14 protein-coding genes are annotated in these 16251 nt (G+C 47.3%); 3 read left to right on the forward strand and 11 right to left on the reverse strand.

The genetic code is table 11. From position 1 onward, the window contains the following. Positions 1 to 326 precede the first annotated feature (326 nt). Positions 327 to 1574, forward strand: a complete 1248-nt coding sequence (locus CAP50_RS04825) for a TerD family protein (protein ID WP_100749220.1) — start codon at positions 327 to 329, stop codon at positions 1572 to 1574. Between the two features lie 131 nt (positions 1575 to 1705). On the opposite strand, the gene CAP50_RS04830 is transcribed toward CAP50_RS04825, so the two are convergent. The 3 genes from CAP50_RS04830 to CAP50_RS04840 form a co-directional block, all read right to left on the reverse strand. Next, positions 1706 to 2314 carry a TerD family protein gene (locus tag CAP50_RS04830; RefSeq protein ID WP_075101067.1) on the reverse strand — a complete coding sequence of 203 codons (609 nt, stop codon included), beginning with the start codon at positions 2312 to 2314 and terminating at the stop codon, positions 1706 to 1708. A 46-nt stretch (positions 2315 to 2360) separates the two neighbouring features. Then, positions 2361 to 3113, reverse strand: a complete 753-nt coding sequence (locus tag CAP50_RS04835; protein ID WP_075101068.1) for a TIGR00266 family protein — start codon at positions 3111 to 3113, stop codon at positions 2361 to 2363. Positions 3114 to 3378: 265 nt separating this feature from the next. Continuing rightward, positions 3379 to 3954: a TerD family protein gene (locus CAP50_RS04840; RefSeq protein ID WP_075101069.1), complete on the reverse strand. Its 576-nt coding sequence runs from the start codon at positions 3952 to 3954 to the stop codon at positions 3379 to 3381. Between the two features lie 312 nt (positions 3955 to 4266). Between CAP50_RS04840 and CAP50_RS04845 the strand changes: the two genes are divergently transcribed. After that, positions 4267 to 4926, forward strand: coding sequence for a 7-cyano-7-deazaguanine/7-aminomethyl-7-deazaguanine transporter (locus CAP50_RS04845; protein ID WP_100749221.1), 660 nt, complete (start codon positions 4267 to 4269; stop codon positions 4924 to 4926). A 203-nt stretch (positions 4927 to 5129) separates the two neighbouring features. Here the strand turns inward: CAP50_RS04845 and CAP50_RS04850 are convergent, their stop codons facing one another. From CAP50_RS04850 to queC, 8 genes are all read right to left on the reverse strand, one after another. Then, entirely contained in the window at positions 5130 to 6191 is a 1062-nt protein-coding gene (locus CAP50_RS04850; RefSeq protein ID WP_075101071.1) for a DUF475 domain-containing protein, read from the reverse strand. A gap of 235 nt (positions 6192 to 6426) precedes the next feature. Beyond that, positions 6427 to 7002 carry a TerD family protein gene (locus CAP50_RS04855; RefSeq protein WP_075101072.1) on the reverse strand — a complete coding sequence of 192 codons (576 nt, stop codon included), beginning with the start codon at positions 7000 to 7002 and terminating at the stop codon, positions 6427 to 6429. A 257-nt stretch (positions 7003 to 7259) separates the two neighbouring features. Then, a complete protein-coding gene (gene rlmKL, locus CAP50_RS04860) occupies positions 7260 to 9557 on the reverse strand; it encodes a bifunctional 23S rRNA (guanine(2069)-N(7))-methyltransferase RlmK/23S rRNA (guanine(2445)-N(2))-methyltransferase RlmL (protein ID WP_100749222.1) in 2298 nt (765 codons plus the stop codon). A gap of 127 nt (positions 9558 to 9684) precedes the next feature. Further along, on the reverse strand, positions 9685 to 10881 hold the full coding sequence (locus CAP50_RS04865; protein ID WP_241900649.1) for a mechanosensitive ion channel family protein: 1197 nt from the start codon (positions 10879 to 10881) through the stop codon (positions 9685 to 9687). A 158-nt stretch (positions 10882 to 11039) separates the two neighbouring features. Next, positions 11040 to 12536: a dihydrolipoyl dehydrogenase gene (locus CAP50_RS04870; RefSeq protein ID WP_100749223.1), complete on the reverse strand. Its 1497-nt coding sequence runs from the start codon at positions 12534 to 12536 to the stop codon at positions 11040 to 11042. A gap of 79 nt (positions 12537 to 12615) precedes the next feature. Beyond that, positions 12616 to 13113, reverse strand: coding sequence for a peroxiredoxin (locus CAP50_RS04875; RefSeq protein WP_100749224.1), 498 nt, complete (start codon positions 13111 to 13113; stop codon positions 12616 to 12618). Positions 13114 to 13308: 195 nt separating this feature from the next. Continuing rightward, positions 13309 to 13638 carry a hypothetical protein gene (locus CAP50_RS04880; protein WP_075101077.1) on the reverse strand — a complete coding sequence of 110 codons (330 nt, stop codon included), beginning with the start codon at positions 13636 to 13638 and terminating at the stop codon, positions 13309 to 13311. A gap of 249 nt (positions 13639 to 13887) precedes the next feature. Continuing rightward, positions 13888 to 14664, reverse strand: a complete 777-nt coding sequence (gene queC / locus CAP50_RS04885; RefSeq protein ID WP_100749225.1) for a 7-cyano-7-deazaguanine synthase QueC — start codon at positions 14662 to 14664, stop codon at positions 13888 to 13890. A gap of 384 nt (positions 14665 to 15048) precedes the next feature. Here queC and ttcA point away from each other — a divergent pair, with 384 nt between their 5' ends. Beyond that, positions 15049 to 16149, forward strand: a complete 1101-nt coding sequence (gene ttcA / locus CAP50_RS04895; protein ID WP_424108339.1) for a tRNA 2-thiocytidine(32) synthetase TtcA — start codon at positions 15049 to 15051, stop codon at positions 16147 to 16149. Positions 16150 to 16251 lie beyond the last annotated feature (102 nt).

Below are 16251 nucleotides of genomic sequence, written 5' to 3' on the forward strand. Positions count from 1 at the left end.
TATTTATCAGCATTTTATGGCATAGGGATAGTGAGCGTACTTTAATATCAGTAGCACTGGGCTTATTTTCAACTGACTGCTACTATAGGGCAATGTATAAGGCGTGTCTTCGATTCACGCGATAGCTATCTAAACGGGCTAAAGATGGCCAAATTTTGCCAAATGTCGTCAAATAGCTGGTCAATATCCCGATACTAACGGCGCTATTTTCCTTGTTTGACCGCAATTTATCTCATTTTTATCACCATTTTGAAATGCAGACATGCCCTAGTATGATCCATTAAGCAATAAAAAATAAGCATTATTACTTATAAGAAGGACAGAATATGAGCCAAAACCAACCGCAACAATTGGTGGCGGGTGCCAACGCGCCATTACCCAATGACCATATCAGTATTCGTATCATAAGCCAAAACGCGGTAGATTGCGCCGCCTATCGCTTAACTAGCGATGGCAAGGTACGCGGTGATGGCGATATGATATTTTATGGCCAGACCCGCAGCGACGACGGCAATGTCAGCTTTCGCGGGCATGACAGCGATGGGTTTTTTGATATCAATTTGCCCGCGCAGCCTGCCAATATCGACAAGATTGCTTTGGCATTCTCTAGCGAGCAAACGCTGGCGCAAATCGGTGATGTGGATATTCAGGTACTGCAGGGCAGCCAAGTATTATTGACCTGCCAGCTAAATGGTACTGGTCGCTCCGAAAAAGCCATTATCTTGGCCGAATGCTACCGCCGGCAGGGCAGTTGGAAGTTTCGTTTTATCGCGCAGGGGTTTAATGGCGGTCTCAAGCCATTATCTGAGCATTTCGGGGTCGAGATTGCCGATGAAGCGCCAGTGCCAAGCCAAGCAGCAACTCAAGCACAAGCGATCAATACACAAAAACCCAATCGACCTGCTCAGGCCACCCCGCCGCCGATACCCGCCAGTCCTACGGTAAATTTAAACAAAATCACCTTAACCAAAAATCAGTCCAGCATCAATCTAAAAAAACGCGACAATTTTGGCAAAATCGCGGTCAATCTCAACTGGAACCAGCGGCCAAATGCCGATCAAAAAACGTCCAAAAAAGGGCTATTAGGCGATTTATTTAAGCAGCACAAATCTGGCGGCATCGATTTGGATGTCGGTGCGATGATTCATCTAAAAAATGGCGAAAAAACCCTGATTCAAGCACTGGGCAATCGCTTTGGTAGCTTGCAGTCGGCGCCTTATGTGTGCTTGCGCGCTGACGATAGAACCGGGCAGGTGAGTGGCGGTGAATGGCTCGATATCAATGGCCAACAGTGGTCGCAGATTGAGGAGGTGTTTATTTTTGCCTTTATTTATGAGGGTGTGCCAAACTGGGCCCAAACCGATGGGGTAGTGACCATTCACGTGCCAGAGCAGCCACCGATTGAGACTCGTCTGACAGAAGGCACCGGCAACCTGCCTATGTGTGCCATCGCGCGACTGGTCAATCAGCAAGGCAGCATCAATGTCGAGCGTATCAACCAATACTTTAAAGGTCACCAAGAAATGGATAAGGCCTTTCATTGGGGCTTTAGCTGGAAGCGTGGACGTAAGTAAGACCTAATCCCAATCTTCAAGTATCAGTATTGAAGCATCAGTATTCAAATATCAATCAGCCCGTCTATGATAAATAGACGGGCTGATTTTTTGTAAACAAAAACAGTTATAGTAAATGGAAATAGTACCTATTAAGCATGCGGGGTAATCGCAGGCATCAAGTCATGAAAGGTACGACCAGAGGCAGTCTCGCCGATGGCGTGCATCTTCCACTCGCCGTTATGACGATAGACCTTGGCCATAATCATCGCAGTATGGCCGCCTTGTGCGGATAGATTATAGCGCGCCACCTCAGCGTTATTGCTGGCATTGACGATACGGCAAAACGCATTTTCGACGGTCTCAAACGTCTGACCGGTAAAGCTATTGACCGTAAATACCAGTGACGTCACATTGCTTGGGACGCGCGCGAGATCGACGTTGATGACCTCATCGTCGCCGTCACCATCGCCAGTACGGTTGTCGCCTGTATGGACGATGCTGCCGTCTTTTGATTTTAGCTGGCTAAACCAAATCGCATCGACGGCTTGTTTGCTGCTGTCGAACATGATGCAAGAGGCGTCAAGATCGATAGAGTCGCCGCCGCTACCACCGCCAAACAATTTACCCAAAAACCCGCCTTTTTGTGCTTGAGGCCCTTGTGCCACATCCCAGCCGAGGCCCAGTTTGACTTGTGTCAGCTCGCCGCCAGCTTCTTTGCTTAAAGAGATTTTTTGCCCTTTTTGTAGATTAACTGCCATGAGATTGTCCTTATAATAATTGTGAGTAAAAACGAACAGCGCCGCGCTATAAGATATTGTCTAAAAAGCCACCACCGCCGCCGCGACCGCCTGAGCTAGTGCCTAGGATGCTTTGTAGCCAGCCTTGGTAGCTGTCACGGTTGCGTGAGCAGATGATGACTTTGCCGCTACCTGAGAAGTTTAGCACCATACCTTCGCCGCTGGTGACGGAGTTGATGATATTGCTCATGATGCCTTTTTTCTTACTGGTCGACACCGACAGTTTATAGTCTAAGTTTGAGTCCCAGCAGACTACGTGACCATTATCGATGATGACGTCTTTGTCTGGTGTCACCTCAATCTCAAACAGCGAGCCAAAACCTGATACCACCACTTGACCTTGGCCTTGGGTCTGCATCACCATAAAGCCGCCGGTATCGCCAAATACTGCGCCGCCAAGGTTGCGCTGGATATTGGCTCTGATATCGACGCCTGTTTGCGCGGCGACAAAAGCCCCATCACTGAGTGTGTATTGCTGCTTGCCAACCTCGATGATTTGCATATCGCCATCTAGCGTTGGTGCAAGCAGGCAGTCTCCTTCGCCGCCCGTCGCTTCTATCTGCTGCTGAAATAGGGATTCGTCATTGGCAAAGCGGCGCATCAACGACTGCATCAGCCCGCCTTGTAGTTTGCCTTTTAACTCAAGATTGGACTCCATCATGACCATGGCGTTGGCTTCACAATAAATAGAGTCGCCCTTTTTTAGATTGCAGTGCAAAAAAGGCTCAATGGTACCGATTAAGCTAAATGTCGCGGCCATAGGGGGCAAATCCTTCTTTTAATCTTTTTGATAGAGACGATGTCACAGGGGCTGATAGATCATCTTTATGCTGCGTAATAAACATAAAGCCATCAAATGTGAAAAATGAGCACACTTGATGGCTTATTTGCTGCCGCAGTCCTATATAGATGGTAACTGCATAGATGGTGACTGCGACGATGGAGGGTTTAAACTTTGATAGATTTAAACCTTGATAAGTTTAGATCTTGATAAGTTTAAACCCAGATAAGGTTAAACGATGGCGTTATACATTTACGCCATAAGAAGCCGCTAATGGGCCAAGACCGCCATTAAAGCCTTGTCCAACCGCGCGGAATTTCCAATCGCCGTTGTGACGATATAGCTCACCGAAGATCATAGCCGTCTCGGTGCTGCCGTCTTCTGATAGGTCGTAGCGAGCGATTTCGGCTTGTCCATTATCATTGACCACGCGGATATAAGCGTCGCCCACTTGGCCGAAGTTTTGGTTACGAGCTTGGCCTTCATAGATGATGGCACAGATGGCGACTTTGCTAACATCCGCTGGGACATTGGCTAGGTTGATTTTGATTTTTTCATCATCGCCGTCGCCTTCGCCAGTACGGTTGTCACCGGTGTGCTCGACCGCGCCGTTGTCTGACTTTAGGTTGTTAAAGAAGATAAAGTCTTGATCGTTACGAACTTTACCCGCTTCATTCAACAAAAAGCCGATGGCGTCTAAGTCAAACTCTTGACCGTCGGTCGCACGCGGATCCCAGCCAAGACCGACTGTGATGTTGGTCAAGCCTGGCGCTTCTTTTGATAAGTTTACGTTGCCGCCTTTTGTTAAGCTAATAGCCATATAAATATCCTATGAATTAATAATTAAGGGTTTTTGGTGTTATAAGTTAAAAATAGGGCAGTCGTGGCTATCTGAGCACAAAAGATCAATAAATCGACCTGTACGCCATATCCTGCCTATCATTACGTCTAATATACTAAGCGATTGCTGAGTAAGCAAGGCGTATTTTGTGTGACTATACAACATATATCTTTCTGTCTACAAAAAATTGAGATTATGACCATGTCCATCGTCGTTTCGCTATTTATCTGATTATCATTTATAATAGCGCGCTCAGGTTCCCTCTACCCTGCTGTAAAAAAAGGCCGCTTTATGACTATTAGTACTGTTTTGACAACCCCGATCGAACCCATTCGCTATCGCCGCGCGCTATTTTGGCTGGTCAGCCTGCATATCTTTATCATCGCCAGTAGTAACTACTTAGTGCAGATACCTGTCGAGCTGTTTGGCTTTATCACTACATGGGGCGCTGTTACCTTTCCCTTTATATTCTTGATTACTGACTTGACCGTGCGTATCTTTGGTCAGCATTTAGCCAGACGTATTATCTTTTTTGCTATGATGCCTGCGCTGGTGATTTCTTATTATTTTTCTGTGGTGTTTTCAAATGGTCAATTTATTGGTCATGAGCATCTGCTGGATTTTAATTTATTTGTCTTTCGCATTGTTCTTGCCAGCTTTAGCGCTTATGTGGTCGGACAGCTGCTAGATATCCAAGTATTCAATAAACTGCGCCGCTTGAGTATCTGGTGGGTTGCACCGCTTGCATCGACGTTTATTGGCAATTTGGTCGATAGCTTTTGCTTTTTTGCCATCGCTTTTTATAAAAGCCCAGATCCTTTTATGGCGTCGCACTGGGTTGAGATTGGTGCGATGGATTATCTGTTTAAAATAGTGATGGGCGTGTGTATTTTTTTACCGCTTTATGGCGTGGTGTTGGCAAAACTTCAGAAGATGCTGGCAGGGAAGTAAACATCATTAGAGATAGTGAGCACCTTAATGCCAGTAGGACGGTACCGGTTTTAAAATAGATTAACGATATAAGGTTGGATATCACGCTAGATAATGAGTGAAGTCTGCAATCGCACATAAAAAACAGGTTATACCAATTGCTTGATATAACCTGTCATTTGACCACTTAATGAAATCGAATGCTGACACTAAACACGGCTGCGTTATTCAAGTGCTTGGCGTTTACGGTAGTTAAGTGATGCCACAAACGCCCAACCAATAAAGGCGATACCGATAAGACCAGTGATCAGCTCTGGCACGTGGAATTTCACCGACAATAGCATGATGATGGCCAAAGCACCGATGGCATAATGCGCGCCGTGCTCTAGATAGACAAACTCATCAAGCGTGCCTTTATCGACTAAGAAGATAGTCATCGAACGGACAAACATCGCACCGATGGCAAGACCAAGCATAATCACAATCACGTCATTGGTAATGGCAAAGGCACCAATCACACCATCAAAACTAAACGACGCATCAAGGACTTCTAGGTATAAGAAACCGATGATACCGCCTTTCATGATGGCGCTGGTGGCCTCAGATCCTGAGGTGCCGCCTTCGTGCTCTAGCTCTTCTTCCAAATCGCCCTCGAGCATACCTGATACCACTTGGACACCAAGATAGACAAGAATACCCCAGATGCCTGCGATTAATACCGCCGCTGATTGCTCAGCGCTGGCCCACGATACCGCAACCATCAAAACGATCAGCGCCACAAACACGCTCATGGCATCGACTTTGCCCAGCTTTACCAAACGGCTCTCTAACCACTCAAACCAATGCACTTCTTTATCATCAAAGATAAAGTTTAAGAACACCAGCAATAAGAAAATACCACCAAAGGCAGAGATCTCTGCATGGTGTGCCATGAGTCTGGCAGAGTATTCTTCTGGGTTATACAACGCCAGATTGATCACTTCCATCATACCAAGGTCAGCAGTGACGGCAACGATGACGATTGGGAATACCAAACGCATACCAAATACGGCGATTAAAATACCAACGGTTAAAAAGATTTTTTTCCAAAATTCGTCCCAGCCTTTGAGGACTGAAGCGTTGACCACCGCATTATCAAATGATAATGAAATCTCCATGACGGCCAAAATAGCAGTAATAGATAGGGTGGTTATCATACCGCCCATACCGCCGTGTGAATATCCCCACCATGCCGCGATTGCAAGGGCAATAATGGTAAAGATAAAGTCTAAATAAAAATGTCTCATGACACATCCTGTCTGGTTGCGTAAAGCTAAGGTCGGCCTATTATAGGCACAAACTGCAAAAAAGTGGTTATCGCTAACCACTTTTTATGGATAATTTTAAACGAAACCTAAAGTATTGCTAGTCGTTTGCCGATGAAAAATTGTGACTGTTTTGCAACCAAAATTTGTGCGTATCATCGTGTCTGACAGTGCGCTATGACTGTCTGATCGCTAGGGTAGAGGGTTATACTCAAAATTAGATATCGACGCCATATTGATGACACATCGCCTGCAAGCCGCCTGAGTAGCCCTGACCGACAGCGCGGAATTTCCATTCGCCATTATGGCGATATACTTCGCCAAACACCATGGCGGTCTCGACCGAGTAGTCTTCTGCTAAGTCAAAGCGAACGACTTCTGTACCTGTTTCTTCATTAACGACGCGGATAAAGGCGTTGGCCACTTGACCAAAGTTTTGATTGCGTGCTGCCGCATCATGAATGGTGACCGTGACCACGACTTTGTCGATATCGGCTGGGACTTGGGTGAGGTTTACTTTGATGACTTCATCATCACCATCGCCTTCGCCTGTACGGTTGTCGCCAGTATGCTCCACTGCGCCATTGTCAGATTTGAGCTGATTGTAGAAAATAAAATCATGATCGCCGCGTACTTTGCCCGCGGTATTTAATAAAAACACACTGGCGTCTAGATCAAACTCAGCGCCAGAGGTAGCGCGCTCGTCCCAGCCAAGACCGATGAGCAGTTTGGTTAGGTTTGGGTCGGTTTTGGTGAGCGATAAGTTACCGCCTTTGTTCAGTGATAAAGCCATGGGATTGTCCTTATTATTAGGGGAGGGAGGCGCAGGATAAAAGCACGGGCTATGTCATGGCACATTTGAGTAGATTAAGCCGAGCAAAACCTATGATGGGATTGGTGTCTGGACAGCCTGCGCTTTTTCGCCGCGTAGTAGTGCTCTATCATAACAACAAAAAATGGCCCAATCAAAGCCGATTGGGCCATTGTGATATTTGCTACAAAACACTACGAAAGCTGGGCAAGCAAGGCAGGTATAGGCCTTTTTATGCCTTAACGATGACGAATCTCAAAGCTTTGGTGGATGGGTTTTTTGATATTAAAATCAAAGCCGATGGTCTTTGGTGTGATATTGACAATATCGTAGCGCTCGCTTAGCTGCTCATCCAACTCAAAACGGGTGAAGTTATTGGAAAAATACAACACGCCGTCCGAGGTTAAGCGGTTCATGGCGCGGTTGATAAGGGCGGCATGGTCGCGCTGCACATCAAAGGTGCCTTGGAATTTTTTTGAGTTGGAAAACGTCGGCGGATCGATAAAGATAATATCAAACTGCTCAGTATTGTCCTTGATCCACTCAAAAATATCGGCGGCGACGAACTGATATTTGCTCCCACTGACATCCAGACCATTTAAGGCAAAGTTTTGCTTGCCCCAGTCGAGATAGTTTTGTGACAGATCCACACTAGTGACTTTTTTGGCGCCAGCGAGTGCTGCATGTACACTGGCCGTACAGGTATAAGCAAATAAGTTAAGTACTGACTTGCCGCGACTGTTGGCTTTGATACGGGCGCGCATGTTGCGATGGTCGATAAACAGGCCGGTATCGAGATAGTCGGTAAAGTTGACATAAAAGTAAGCGCCATCTTCGCGTGCGATATAAAACTTACCGCGCTTTTCGCTACTGCCTTGCTTGCTGTATTGCTCATTACCTGATTGACGGGCGCGGGTTTTGATAAAGACCTGCTCGCGGTTGATATCAAACACCTCACGAATACCCATCAAGGCGAGGTTAAAGCGTTTTTTTGCGGTCTCAGGTGGGATGGTTTTGGGCGGTGCGTATTCTTGCACGTGCGCATAATCACCATATAGGTCGATGGCCACTTTAAAGTCGGGCAAATCAGCGTCATAGACACGAATATTGCTGACATTGTCTTTTTTGGCGAGTTTTTTGAGCTTGACGAGGTTTTTTTGTAGACGGTTGATAAAGTCTTGCCCGCCTTCTACCGTGATGTCACGCTTCTCAAAACGACTGACCAGATGGCCTATTTGTCCAGCGATAAGGGTCCCATAACGAAAATAAACCGTCATGGCACCGTTGTGACAGCGCAGGGTCTTTGGTTCTTTGATTGGTAAGATATCGACCTGCTCGACATTGGCGGCCAAGATGCCAAGCATTGGATTAATGCCACTGCCTGCAAAGCTGTCTTGCAAAATAAGCCCGATTGACTGGTATAAAGGCTTGATAATGTCTTCATCGCCCAAACGCTCGCCATAAGGTGGGTTGGTAATGACAAGCGGATTGCTCAAGCGGCCATCATCGACCAGCGGCTTTAGCACACCGCCTAGCTGGTTGAGCGCGCGCGTCTCGATATCAAGCAGCGGCAACAGTTCTTGCAGCCCTGCAGCGATCAGGTTTTTTTCTGTGGCGAGTATCGCACCGCTATCAGCATCAAAACCCAAAATCAGCGGCAAGGTGTCTGGCTGCTCTTGAGCAATGGCGAGCGCCTCGCGAAAACGGTTTTGGGCACCCTCAATCATCTGCTGCCAGAGCGCATCATCATGATGTTGCCATTCATAAAATCCGAATTGATTGGCTGCTTTATCGATACCGACAGCATAATCACAATGCATCAAGAGCGCTTCGATAATAAATGTACCAGAGCCGCACATAGGATCGATAAGAGCGTTATAAAAAGGCGCGTTGCCTGCGTCGTTTTTCTTATGCCAACCTGCGCTATAGAGTAGCGCTGCGGCTAGGTTTTCTTTTAAAGGCGCGTCGGTCATGGCCACACGATAGCCACGGCGATGCAAGCTGGTACCAGATAGGTCTAGATACAGCTCGGCTTGCTTGTCATTGACAGTAGCAAACACAGAAAAATCTGGGTTTTTGCTGTCGACGTTGGGGCGGCTGTCATATACTTCATTGAAGGTATCGGCGATGGCATCTTTGATACGCAGCATTGCAAACTGCTGACTGACCGCCACGCGCTTATCGACAGACAGACGGATGGCAAAGGTTTGCTCTAAGTCAAACTGCTCAGTCCAGTTGACAGATTTTGCCAAACCATAGAGCTGCTCGGCCACATCATATTCGGTATTGATGTTTTTGCGTTTGATTGGCAGCAGTACCCGTGAGGCCACGCGTGACCAAAGACAGATGGTATACAGATCACGCAAGCCGCCAGTGACGGTCAGACGACCGGTGCTTTTGATATCGCTTTGAATACCAAAGCTGGTCAGCTCAGTCTGTAGCGGCGCTTCGAGCCCATCGGCACAGGTAACGATAAGCTCAAGCGACAACGCTGGCGAAGATGCTGTGGAAGATGCTGGCGAAGTGGTTTCGGTCATACGGATACCTGTGGTCTAAAAGGGTAAATGAGGCACATCAACAATGGCGATGTTTAACCCGTGATTTTATCATATTTCCAGGTAGGATGGTTTAAAGTGATGGGTATTGAGCAAGATAGTCGCGTCTTTACTGCTCATTTTTTGTCAGGGGTAGCGGCTCTGATGACTGTGATACTACCTGCGTGGTGGTGGCAAAGGGCTTGGTGGCGATAGGATAGTCGACGTCCTTTGGCATCAGCAAACGCATATGCGGATAAGGGGTAGAGATGTTGGCAGCATCGAACGCGCGTTTGATGTCCTCTTTGAGACCTTCTTTGATTTTTGGCATACGGGCGACGGCAGCAGGTTTTACCCAAAAACGCACGATAAAGAAAACCCCGTATTCACCAATTTCATCGACTGTGGCTGAGGGCTCTGGACGACTGAGCACCACATCGGTGTCACTGAGGACTTGTAGGATCTCTTTGCGAGCGGTATCGATATCGTCTTCAAAGGCGATACGCACACGAATATCAAACCGTATGAAGTTTTTGGAGGTTAAATTGGTCACCTCAGAGGAGGCAACATTGGAGTTTGGGATAATGACGGTGATGTTGTCCCGCGTCAAGATATGCGTGGTACGCAGGGCGATGAGTACCACCCGGCCTTCATTTTCATTGATATGAATCCAGTCACCCACTTGAAACGATTGCTCAAGCAAGATGGTAATGCCAGCGATGAAGTTGGCAAGGGTGGACTGAGCGGCAAAGCCTACCGCCAGACCGACGATACCGAGACCGGCGACCAGTGAGACGATATCAAAGCCAAACTGCGCCATGACACTGGCCAGACCTAGCACCAGTAGCAGCACAGACAAGATGTTTTTTAGTAGCTGCTCTATCGAGGCATTCAGACCATAATGCTGCAAGACTTTGTGAATGATCTGTCCAGATGAGGTCCAAAGCACATAATAAATACCTGCCCATGTGCTGGCCTTGGCAGTGGCCTTGATGGTTTCAGGCTCAAAGTATATCTGACTCATAATGGCAATCAAACTTGCCACAATCCAGATATAGCGCAGTACCGAACGGACAATCTTGGTGCGCCGCTCATTCAAGTGCAGCTTTGTTTTGCTCTGCTTGAGAATATAAATCGCCAACCAATAAAAAGCCCCAAGTACCGCAAGCAAGATCAAGATTTTGATGGCAGTACTGGCCAAATCGACCACCTGTGAGGACCAGTCGATTGACTCTTCATCAGCAGAGCCGCCAAGCGCCAGATAAAGACTAGTATGCAGATCACGAATGATCTCTTGAAAAAAATCGGTAATACTAGCGATTGGCATTTTTTGGTCCATGCAGTGATGAGTACATGTAAAGGTATTAAGTTACCTGAAATTAGGGAGGCAAGCAAACACAAGATACGCCCTGATCGCCTGCAATGCTACCTTTTTTATCAGGTTTTTTATGAGGGCGTGTCCTTCCTGTAAAACAGTCCAAATCCTTAAAAACTGTCTTCTTGCGTATCGTGGTACTGATAAGGGATTTCCATCTTGTGCTGTACATCGCGCAACGCTGTCCGTAGTCCTTCTAATATTGTAGGGTGATAAAATGGCGTGTCGAGCATGTCTTTGATGTTTAAGTCATTGGTAATGGCTGTCGCCAAAATGTGACCGATATACTCAGCATCAGGGCCAATCATGCTGGCGCCCAGTATTCTGTCGGTTTTTTTGCAGCCGTAGATATGGAGCAAGCCACAGTTGACTCCCATCACTCGACTACGACCTTGATTGTCAAAACTGACGCGGCCGATGACGTACTCTAACTCTGGGTCTTGTTGGATTTCAGGAAGCGACATGCCAACGTTGACGATCTGCGGTGAGCAAAACACGATAGAAAAAGGCAGGGCAGGCGGACGTATATAGGCGTCTTTTTCATTGCCGCAGATCATGTTGCCTGCGCTGTAGCCTTCATCACTAGCAACGTGTAACAAAGGTATGTGTGCATTGGCATCACCCACGATATAGACGTTTAAGTCGCCAATTTGGCCGGTTTTTATACTGAGGTTTTTTGGTCGGTTTTTATCATCAAGCTCGACGCCCAAGTTTTCAATGCCCAGTTGTTTGATGGTATTGCGTCGACCGGTGGCGACCAGCACGTATTCGCCTTGCCACTGGCGCGCTTCGCCGGCACTGTCTTCATAGTTGATAAATGCGGTTTGTTCTGGATGGTCTTGCGTATCGGTATGTCGTGTACCGACGTCTTTGATATCGCTACCTAGGTGCATGGTCAGCTCATGACTCAAGCAATCAATGGCTTTATTATTGATGTCGTCGTCTTTGAGACCGGCCACGCGCTTGACACGATTAAATAGTGTGACCTCGACGCCCAGTCGAGTAAAGGCTTGCGCAAGCTCAAGACCGATGGCACCTGCACCGACGACGGCCAATGATTTGGGTAAGTCATTGAGCTCAAAGACGGTATCAGAGGTGAGCAAGGTCGCACCCAGCTTATCTGCCCAGCCGTCTGGGATAAACGTCGAGCTGCCAGTGGCGACGATGATTTTTTTGGCGTCGATTAGCTCGTTATTGACTTCGATCAGGCCTTGTTGGTTGATATAAGCGCGACCATCGATTTTTTTGTCCTCAGGCCAGCTCTCGACTTGCTTTTTGATATAGCTGGCAAAGTGGCTACGCTCCTCACGGACGCGCTCCATGACCCGTTTGCCATCGATTTGAGTGGTGGCATGCACCCCAAAGTCTGCAGAGTGATTGGCCTCATGGGCGCGGTCTGCAGCAGCAATCAATAGCTTGCTTGGCATACAGCCGACTTGGATACAGGTGGTGGTCCAAAACCCTTCATTGATAATGACGATGTCATCACGGGTTTTGCTGGCTTGCCGAAAGGCATTTTGACCAGCTGTGCCCGCGCCAATCACGGCCACTGATACGGTGCGGGTGATTTTTTGCTCGGCACTATCAGTATTAGACGGTTTATTCATAGTATTCTCAAGTGTTAAGAAATGATTATTTAACCTAGGTATCACAGATGATGTTAGTGATTATTATCTTGTCAGCTGGTTAAGGCGTTAATGTTGCTAGCAGACGATCGGTATAGCCTTTAGCACGCAGGTTGCGCTGTGCATGGGTAAGGGTGCCGTTTTTGTCAAACACAAAGGCAGAGCGTACCAGCCCCAAGGTGATTTTGCCGTACATGTTTTTTTCTTTGATTACATCAAAATATTGGCAAAGCCTTTCGTCAGTATCGCTAATGAGCGGGATGTGTAAGTCATGCTTGGTGATGAATTTTTGATGAGAGTCGATGCTATCGCGTGAGACGCCAACGATATCATAGCCCAAGTCATCAAACTCGTGGAGGCGCGCGGTAAATTCGGTCGCTTGTGTGGTGCAGCCAGGCGTATTGTCTTTTGGATAAAAGTATAATATTAGGCCTTTGTCGGTATGGGCGACCATTTCTTTTAGGCTAATGTCATCATGGATGAAGTGGCCGTCTAGCGCTCTGACGATGGTAACAGGAAAATCAGGTAACTTGATGCTTTCTGTGGTGGGCTTTGCCATGTTAATGTCCTTATGGTGTTATAGATGGTTTGTATAGTATGTATGTCGCAAGTATAGCGAGCTTTATCAGCGTTATCGTATTCTTATTATAAGCAGATTAGCAAAAATGAATAATCAGTTTTACACTTTGTCTGTTTATCCTCAACAAAAAAGACTGGCAATAGCCAGTCTTTTGTACATCGTGCACCCGTTATCTTAAGCAGGTTTTTGTGGCTGCTTAAGGTCTAGACCAACTGTGCATTGCTGTAAGTCTTTTTGCATTTTTTTGACATATGGCAGATTGGAGGGGTCTTTTTTGTTTTGTGCGTAGCTTTCGATTTCCCACATTTGACCGATGGTCATGTTGCTACGGACGCCGATGGTGCAATTGCATAGCTTGGTGGCGGTACTTTTGTCAGCGACTTTATATTTGACCGCGCCATTGACACAGGTATTGATATTGTCTTGCTTGATATCAGCCGCGTTTGCTTGGGGCAACGCAAAGATGGCAGCTAGGGCTAGGGGTAATACTGGCAACAACTTCATAAATATCCTCTTACAGATGGCGTCTGTTTTATAAATTTGGTGTGCGTCGCTGCTATCAAGGTACAGCGATACGCAGATGATATCGTCACTTAGGTTTTGTAACTAATGTCTTGCAATCAATGCAATCGCACATACCATAGCAAGGATAGGGCGCAAAATACAATGATGACATGCTGTGTTAATGCAAGCGAATGTTTCGCAAATGTTGATTGTTGGGCTGCGCGCCTACAAAAACTGCGCTATCTGCGCTTAGGCCTGATAGCGGGTAGGGTCGACGACGCCTGCTTGGGCAAACCCTTGGCGGCGCAGCGCGCAGCTATCACACGTACCGCAAGCCAAGCCATTGGCATCTGCGCGGTAGCAAGAAATCGTCTGAGCATAATCGACACCCAATGATAGACCAAGCTCGATGGTTTTGGCTTTAGACAGCTGCTGCAGCGGTGTCTGAATCGACAAATGATGACCGGTCACGCCCGCTTTGGTCGCGAGGTTGGCCATGTGTTCAAAGGCCGCGATATACTCAGGGCGACAATCTGGATACCCAGAGTAATCGACGGAGCTGACGCCAATGACGATATGATTGGCATCGGTCACCTCGGCCACGGCCAGCGCATAGGACAAAAAAATCGTATTGCGTGCGGGCACATAAGTATTGGGAATGGCGTCATTATCGACCTCAGCGTGCTGCTGATTGGGAAATGTGTCGGTAGCGCCATCAGGGATCGTCATACTGTGATCAGTCAAAGACGAGCCACCCAACTGCGCGATATCGATATCAATGATACGGTGGCTGACCTTGGCGGTTTTGGCGATGGCTTTTGCAGCGACAAGCTCACTGTTGTGGCGTTGTCCGTAGTTAAAGCTGACCGCTGTCACCGAGGCGTAGCGCGCCTTGGCCCAATACAAGCAGGTTACCGAATCAAGTCCGCCTGATAGTAGTACGACGGCGTTTTGCTGATGCACATCTGTGACCGGCTCGTCAGCAGCTTGAGAAGAGGAGGCGGGCGGCAAGGTAGCGTGAGTCATAGTGGCGTCTGTTATTGGTTGAGAAATAGTGAGTAGCTTAATAGTGATGGAGGCTATCTGGCTATTTTAGCAAAAACACCTGCCTGACAGAACCTTATGGCGTCTTTTTAATGGTGCGTGCCTAAAGCTAGCCACCGCTCGTGCCTGTGACAAGTTGCGCGGATAAATTAACGTCATCTTTTCAATCTGTTAGCAAACTTTGATATAATCGCAGCCGTCAGGGCACCTAGGGCATCCAAAATATCCAAAGTTTCCAAGATATCTATGTCAGCGCAGGCTTTAACGGATTGCCGATGAATAGGTTGCCCTTCATGATAGCCATATAATTTTAGTAAAGATATTGAGTAACTTATGACCGCAGCGACCATATTCACGCCAAACGCCATGCCAGAGCTTGTTGATACAGCGGCCAATGCAGGCTTGGGCAATGATAATTTGTACCCTGAGCACGATAGCATAGAAGATGCTGCTGACAATAGCGCGGATGATGACGGTAGCACGTTGGAGCCTACGCAAACAGCGGCGTTTCGCAAACTACAAAAAAAGCTGCGCCGCCAAGTGTCGTGGGCGATTCGTGACTTTAATATGATCGAAGATGGCGATGTGGTGATGGTATGTGTCTCAGGCGGTAAAGACAGCTACACCCTGCTAGACATCTTGCTGCTACTTAAGCGTATCGCGCCGATTCACTTTGACATCGTGGCGGTCAATCTGGACCAAAAGCAGCCAGGCTATCCTGAGGATATTTTGCCCGCTTATCTGAACGAGCAGGGCATCGCTCATTATATCTTAGAAAAAGATACCTATAGTATCGTCAAAAGCGTGGTACCAGAAGGCAAGACTTATTGTTCGGCCTGTTCGCGTTTACGTCGCGGCTCGCTATATGGTTTTGCCAAGCAAATAGGCGCGACCAAAATCGCATTAGGCCATCATCGCGATGATATGCTTGCGACGTTCTTTTTAAACCTCTTTCATGGCGGCGCGCTCAAATCAATGCCGCCAAAACTGCTCAGTGATGACAAGCAAAACTTGCTCATTCGTCCGCTGGCCTATGTCGAAGAAAAAGACATCATTGAGTATGCCAAACTCAAAGCGTTTCCGATCATTCCTTGCAACTTATGCGGCAGTCAAACCAATCTACAGCGTGCCATCATCAATGACATGCTACGTGAGTGGGACGATGCCCATCCGCAGCGTTTGGCGTCTATCTTTAAGGCCATACAAAACGTCGCACCATCACAACTCGCCGACCGTGAGTTGTTTGACTTTGAGACCTTGAGCCTCGATCGTGATAATGAGGAGCGTCTGTTTGAGGGAGATAATATTCAAGCAGGGCAGACTCAGAGCTTGGCCGATATTGGTCTGCCTATCGCGCCTGAGACCCAAACGTTTAATCCTAAGTTTGCCAGCAAACCGCCAGCAGAGAAACCCACAGACAGTCGCTCTACCGCACAGAAGATTCCAACGATTAATCCTGTGATTTAAAGAGAGCCGATTCACTCACACCCGTGTCAGAAAAAAACCAGCGCATTATTGATTAATGGCTGGTTTTTTTGGTTTTGGCGTAAGTTAAGAGCCAACCCTGTG

Source organism: Psychrobacter sp. L7 (genome assembly GCF_002810365.1).
Lineage (GTDB): Bacteria > Pseudomonadota > Gammaproteobacteria > Pseudomonadales > Moraxellaceae > Psychrobacter > Psychrobacter celer.

What these genes read in the sequence shown, in the direction of transcription:
- CAP50_RS04825 (WP_100749220.1), top strand. Translation starts at nt 327, where the DNA reads ATGAGCCAAAACCAACCGCAACAATTGGTGGCGGGTGCCAACGCGCCA.
- CAP50_RS04830 (WP_075101067.1), bottom strand. Translation starts at nt 2,314, where the DNA reads ATGGCAGTTAATCTACAAAAAGGGCAAAAAATCTCTTTAAGCAAAGAA.
- CAP50_RS04835 (WP_075101068.1), bottom strand. Translation starts at nt 3,113, where the DNA reads ATGGCCGCGACATTTAGCTTAATCGGTACCATTGAGCCTTTTTTGCAC.
- CAP50_RS04840 (WP_075101069.1), bottom strand. Translation starts at nt 3,954, where the DNA reads ATGGCTATTAGCTTAACAAAAGGCGGCAACGTAAACTTATCAAAAGAA.
- CAP50_RS04845 (WP_100749221.1), top strand. Translation starts at nt 4,267, where the DNA reads ATGACTATTAGTACTGTTTTGACAACCCCGATCGAACCCATTCGCTAT.
- CAP50_RS04850 (WP_075101071.1), bottom strand. Translation starts at nt 6,191, where the DNA reads ATGAGACATTTTTATTTAGACTTTATCTTTACCATTATTGCCCTTGCA.
- CAP50_RS04855 (WP_075101072.1), bottom strand. Translation starts at nt 7,002, where the DNA reads ATGGCTTTATCACTGAACAAAGGCGGTAACTTATCGCTCACCAAAACC.
- rlmKL (WP_100749222.1), bottom strand. Translation starts at nt 9,557, where the DNA reads ATGACCGAAACCACTTCGCCAGCATCTTCCACAGCATCTTCGCCAGCG.
- CAP50_RS04865 (WP_241900649.1), bottom strand. Translation starts at nt 10,881, where the DNA reads ATGCCAATCGCTAGTATTACCGATTTTTTTCAAGAGATCATTCGTGAT.
- CAP50_RS04870 (WP_100749223.1), bottom strand. Translation starts at nt 12,536, where the DNA reads ATGAATAAACCGTCTAATACTGATAGTGCCGAGCAAAAAATCACCCGC.
- CAP50_RS04875 (WP_100749224.1), bottom strand. Translation starts at nt 13,113, where the DNA reads ATGGCAAAGCCCACCACAGAAAGCATCAAGTTACCTGATTTTCCTGTT.
- CAP50_RS04880 (WP_075101077.1), bottom strand. Translation starts at nt 13,638, where the DNA reads ATGAAGTTGTTGCCAGTATTACCCCTAGCCCTAGCTGCCATCTTTGCG.
- queC (WP_100749225.1), bottom strand. Translation starts at nt 14,664, where the DNA reads ATGACTCACGCTACCTTGCCGCCCGCCTCCTCTTCTCAAGCTGCTGAC.
- ttcA (WP_424108339.1), top strand. Translation starts at nt 15,049, where the DNA reads ATGCCAGAGCTTGTTGATACAGCGGCCAATGCAGGCTTGGGCAATGAT.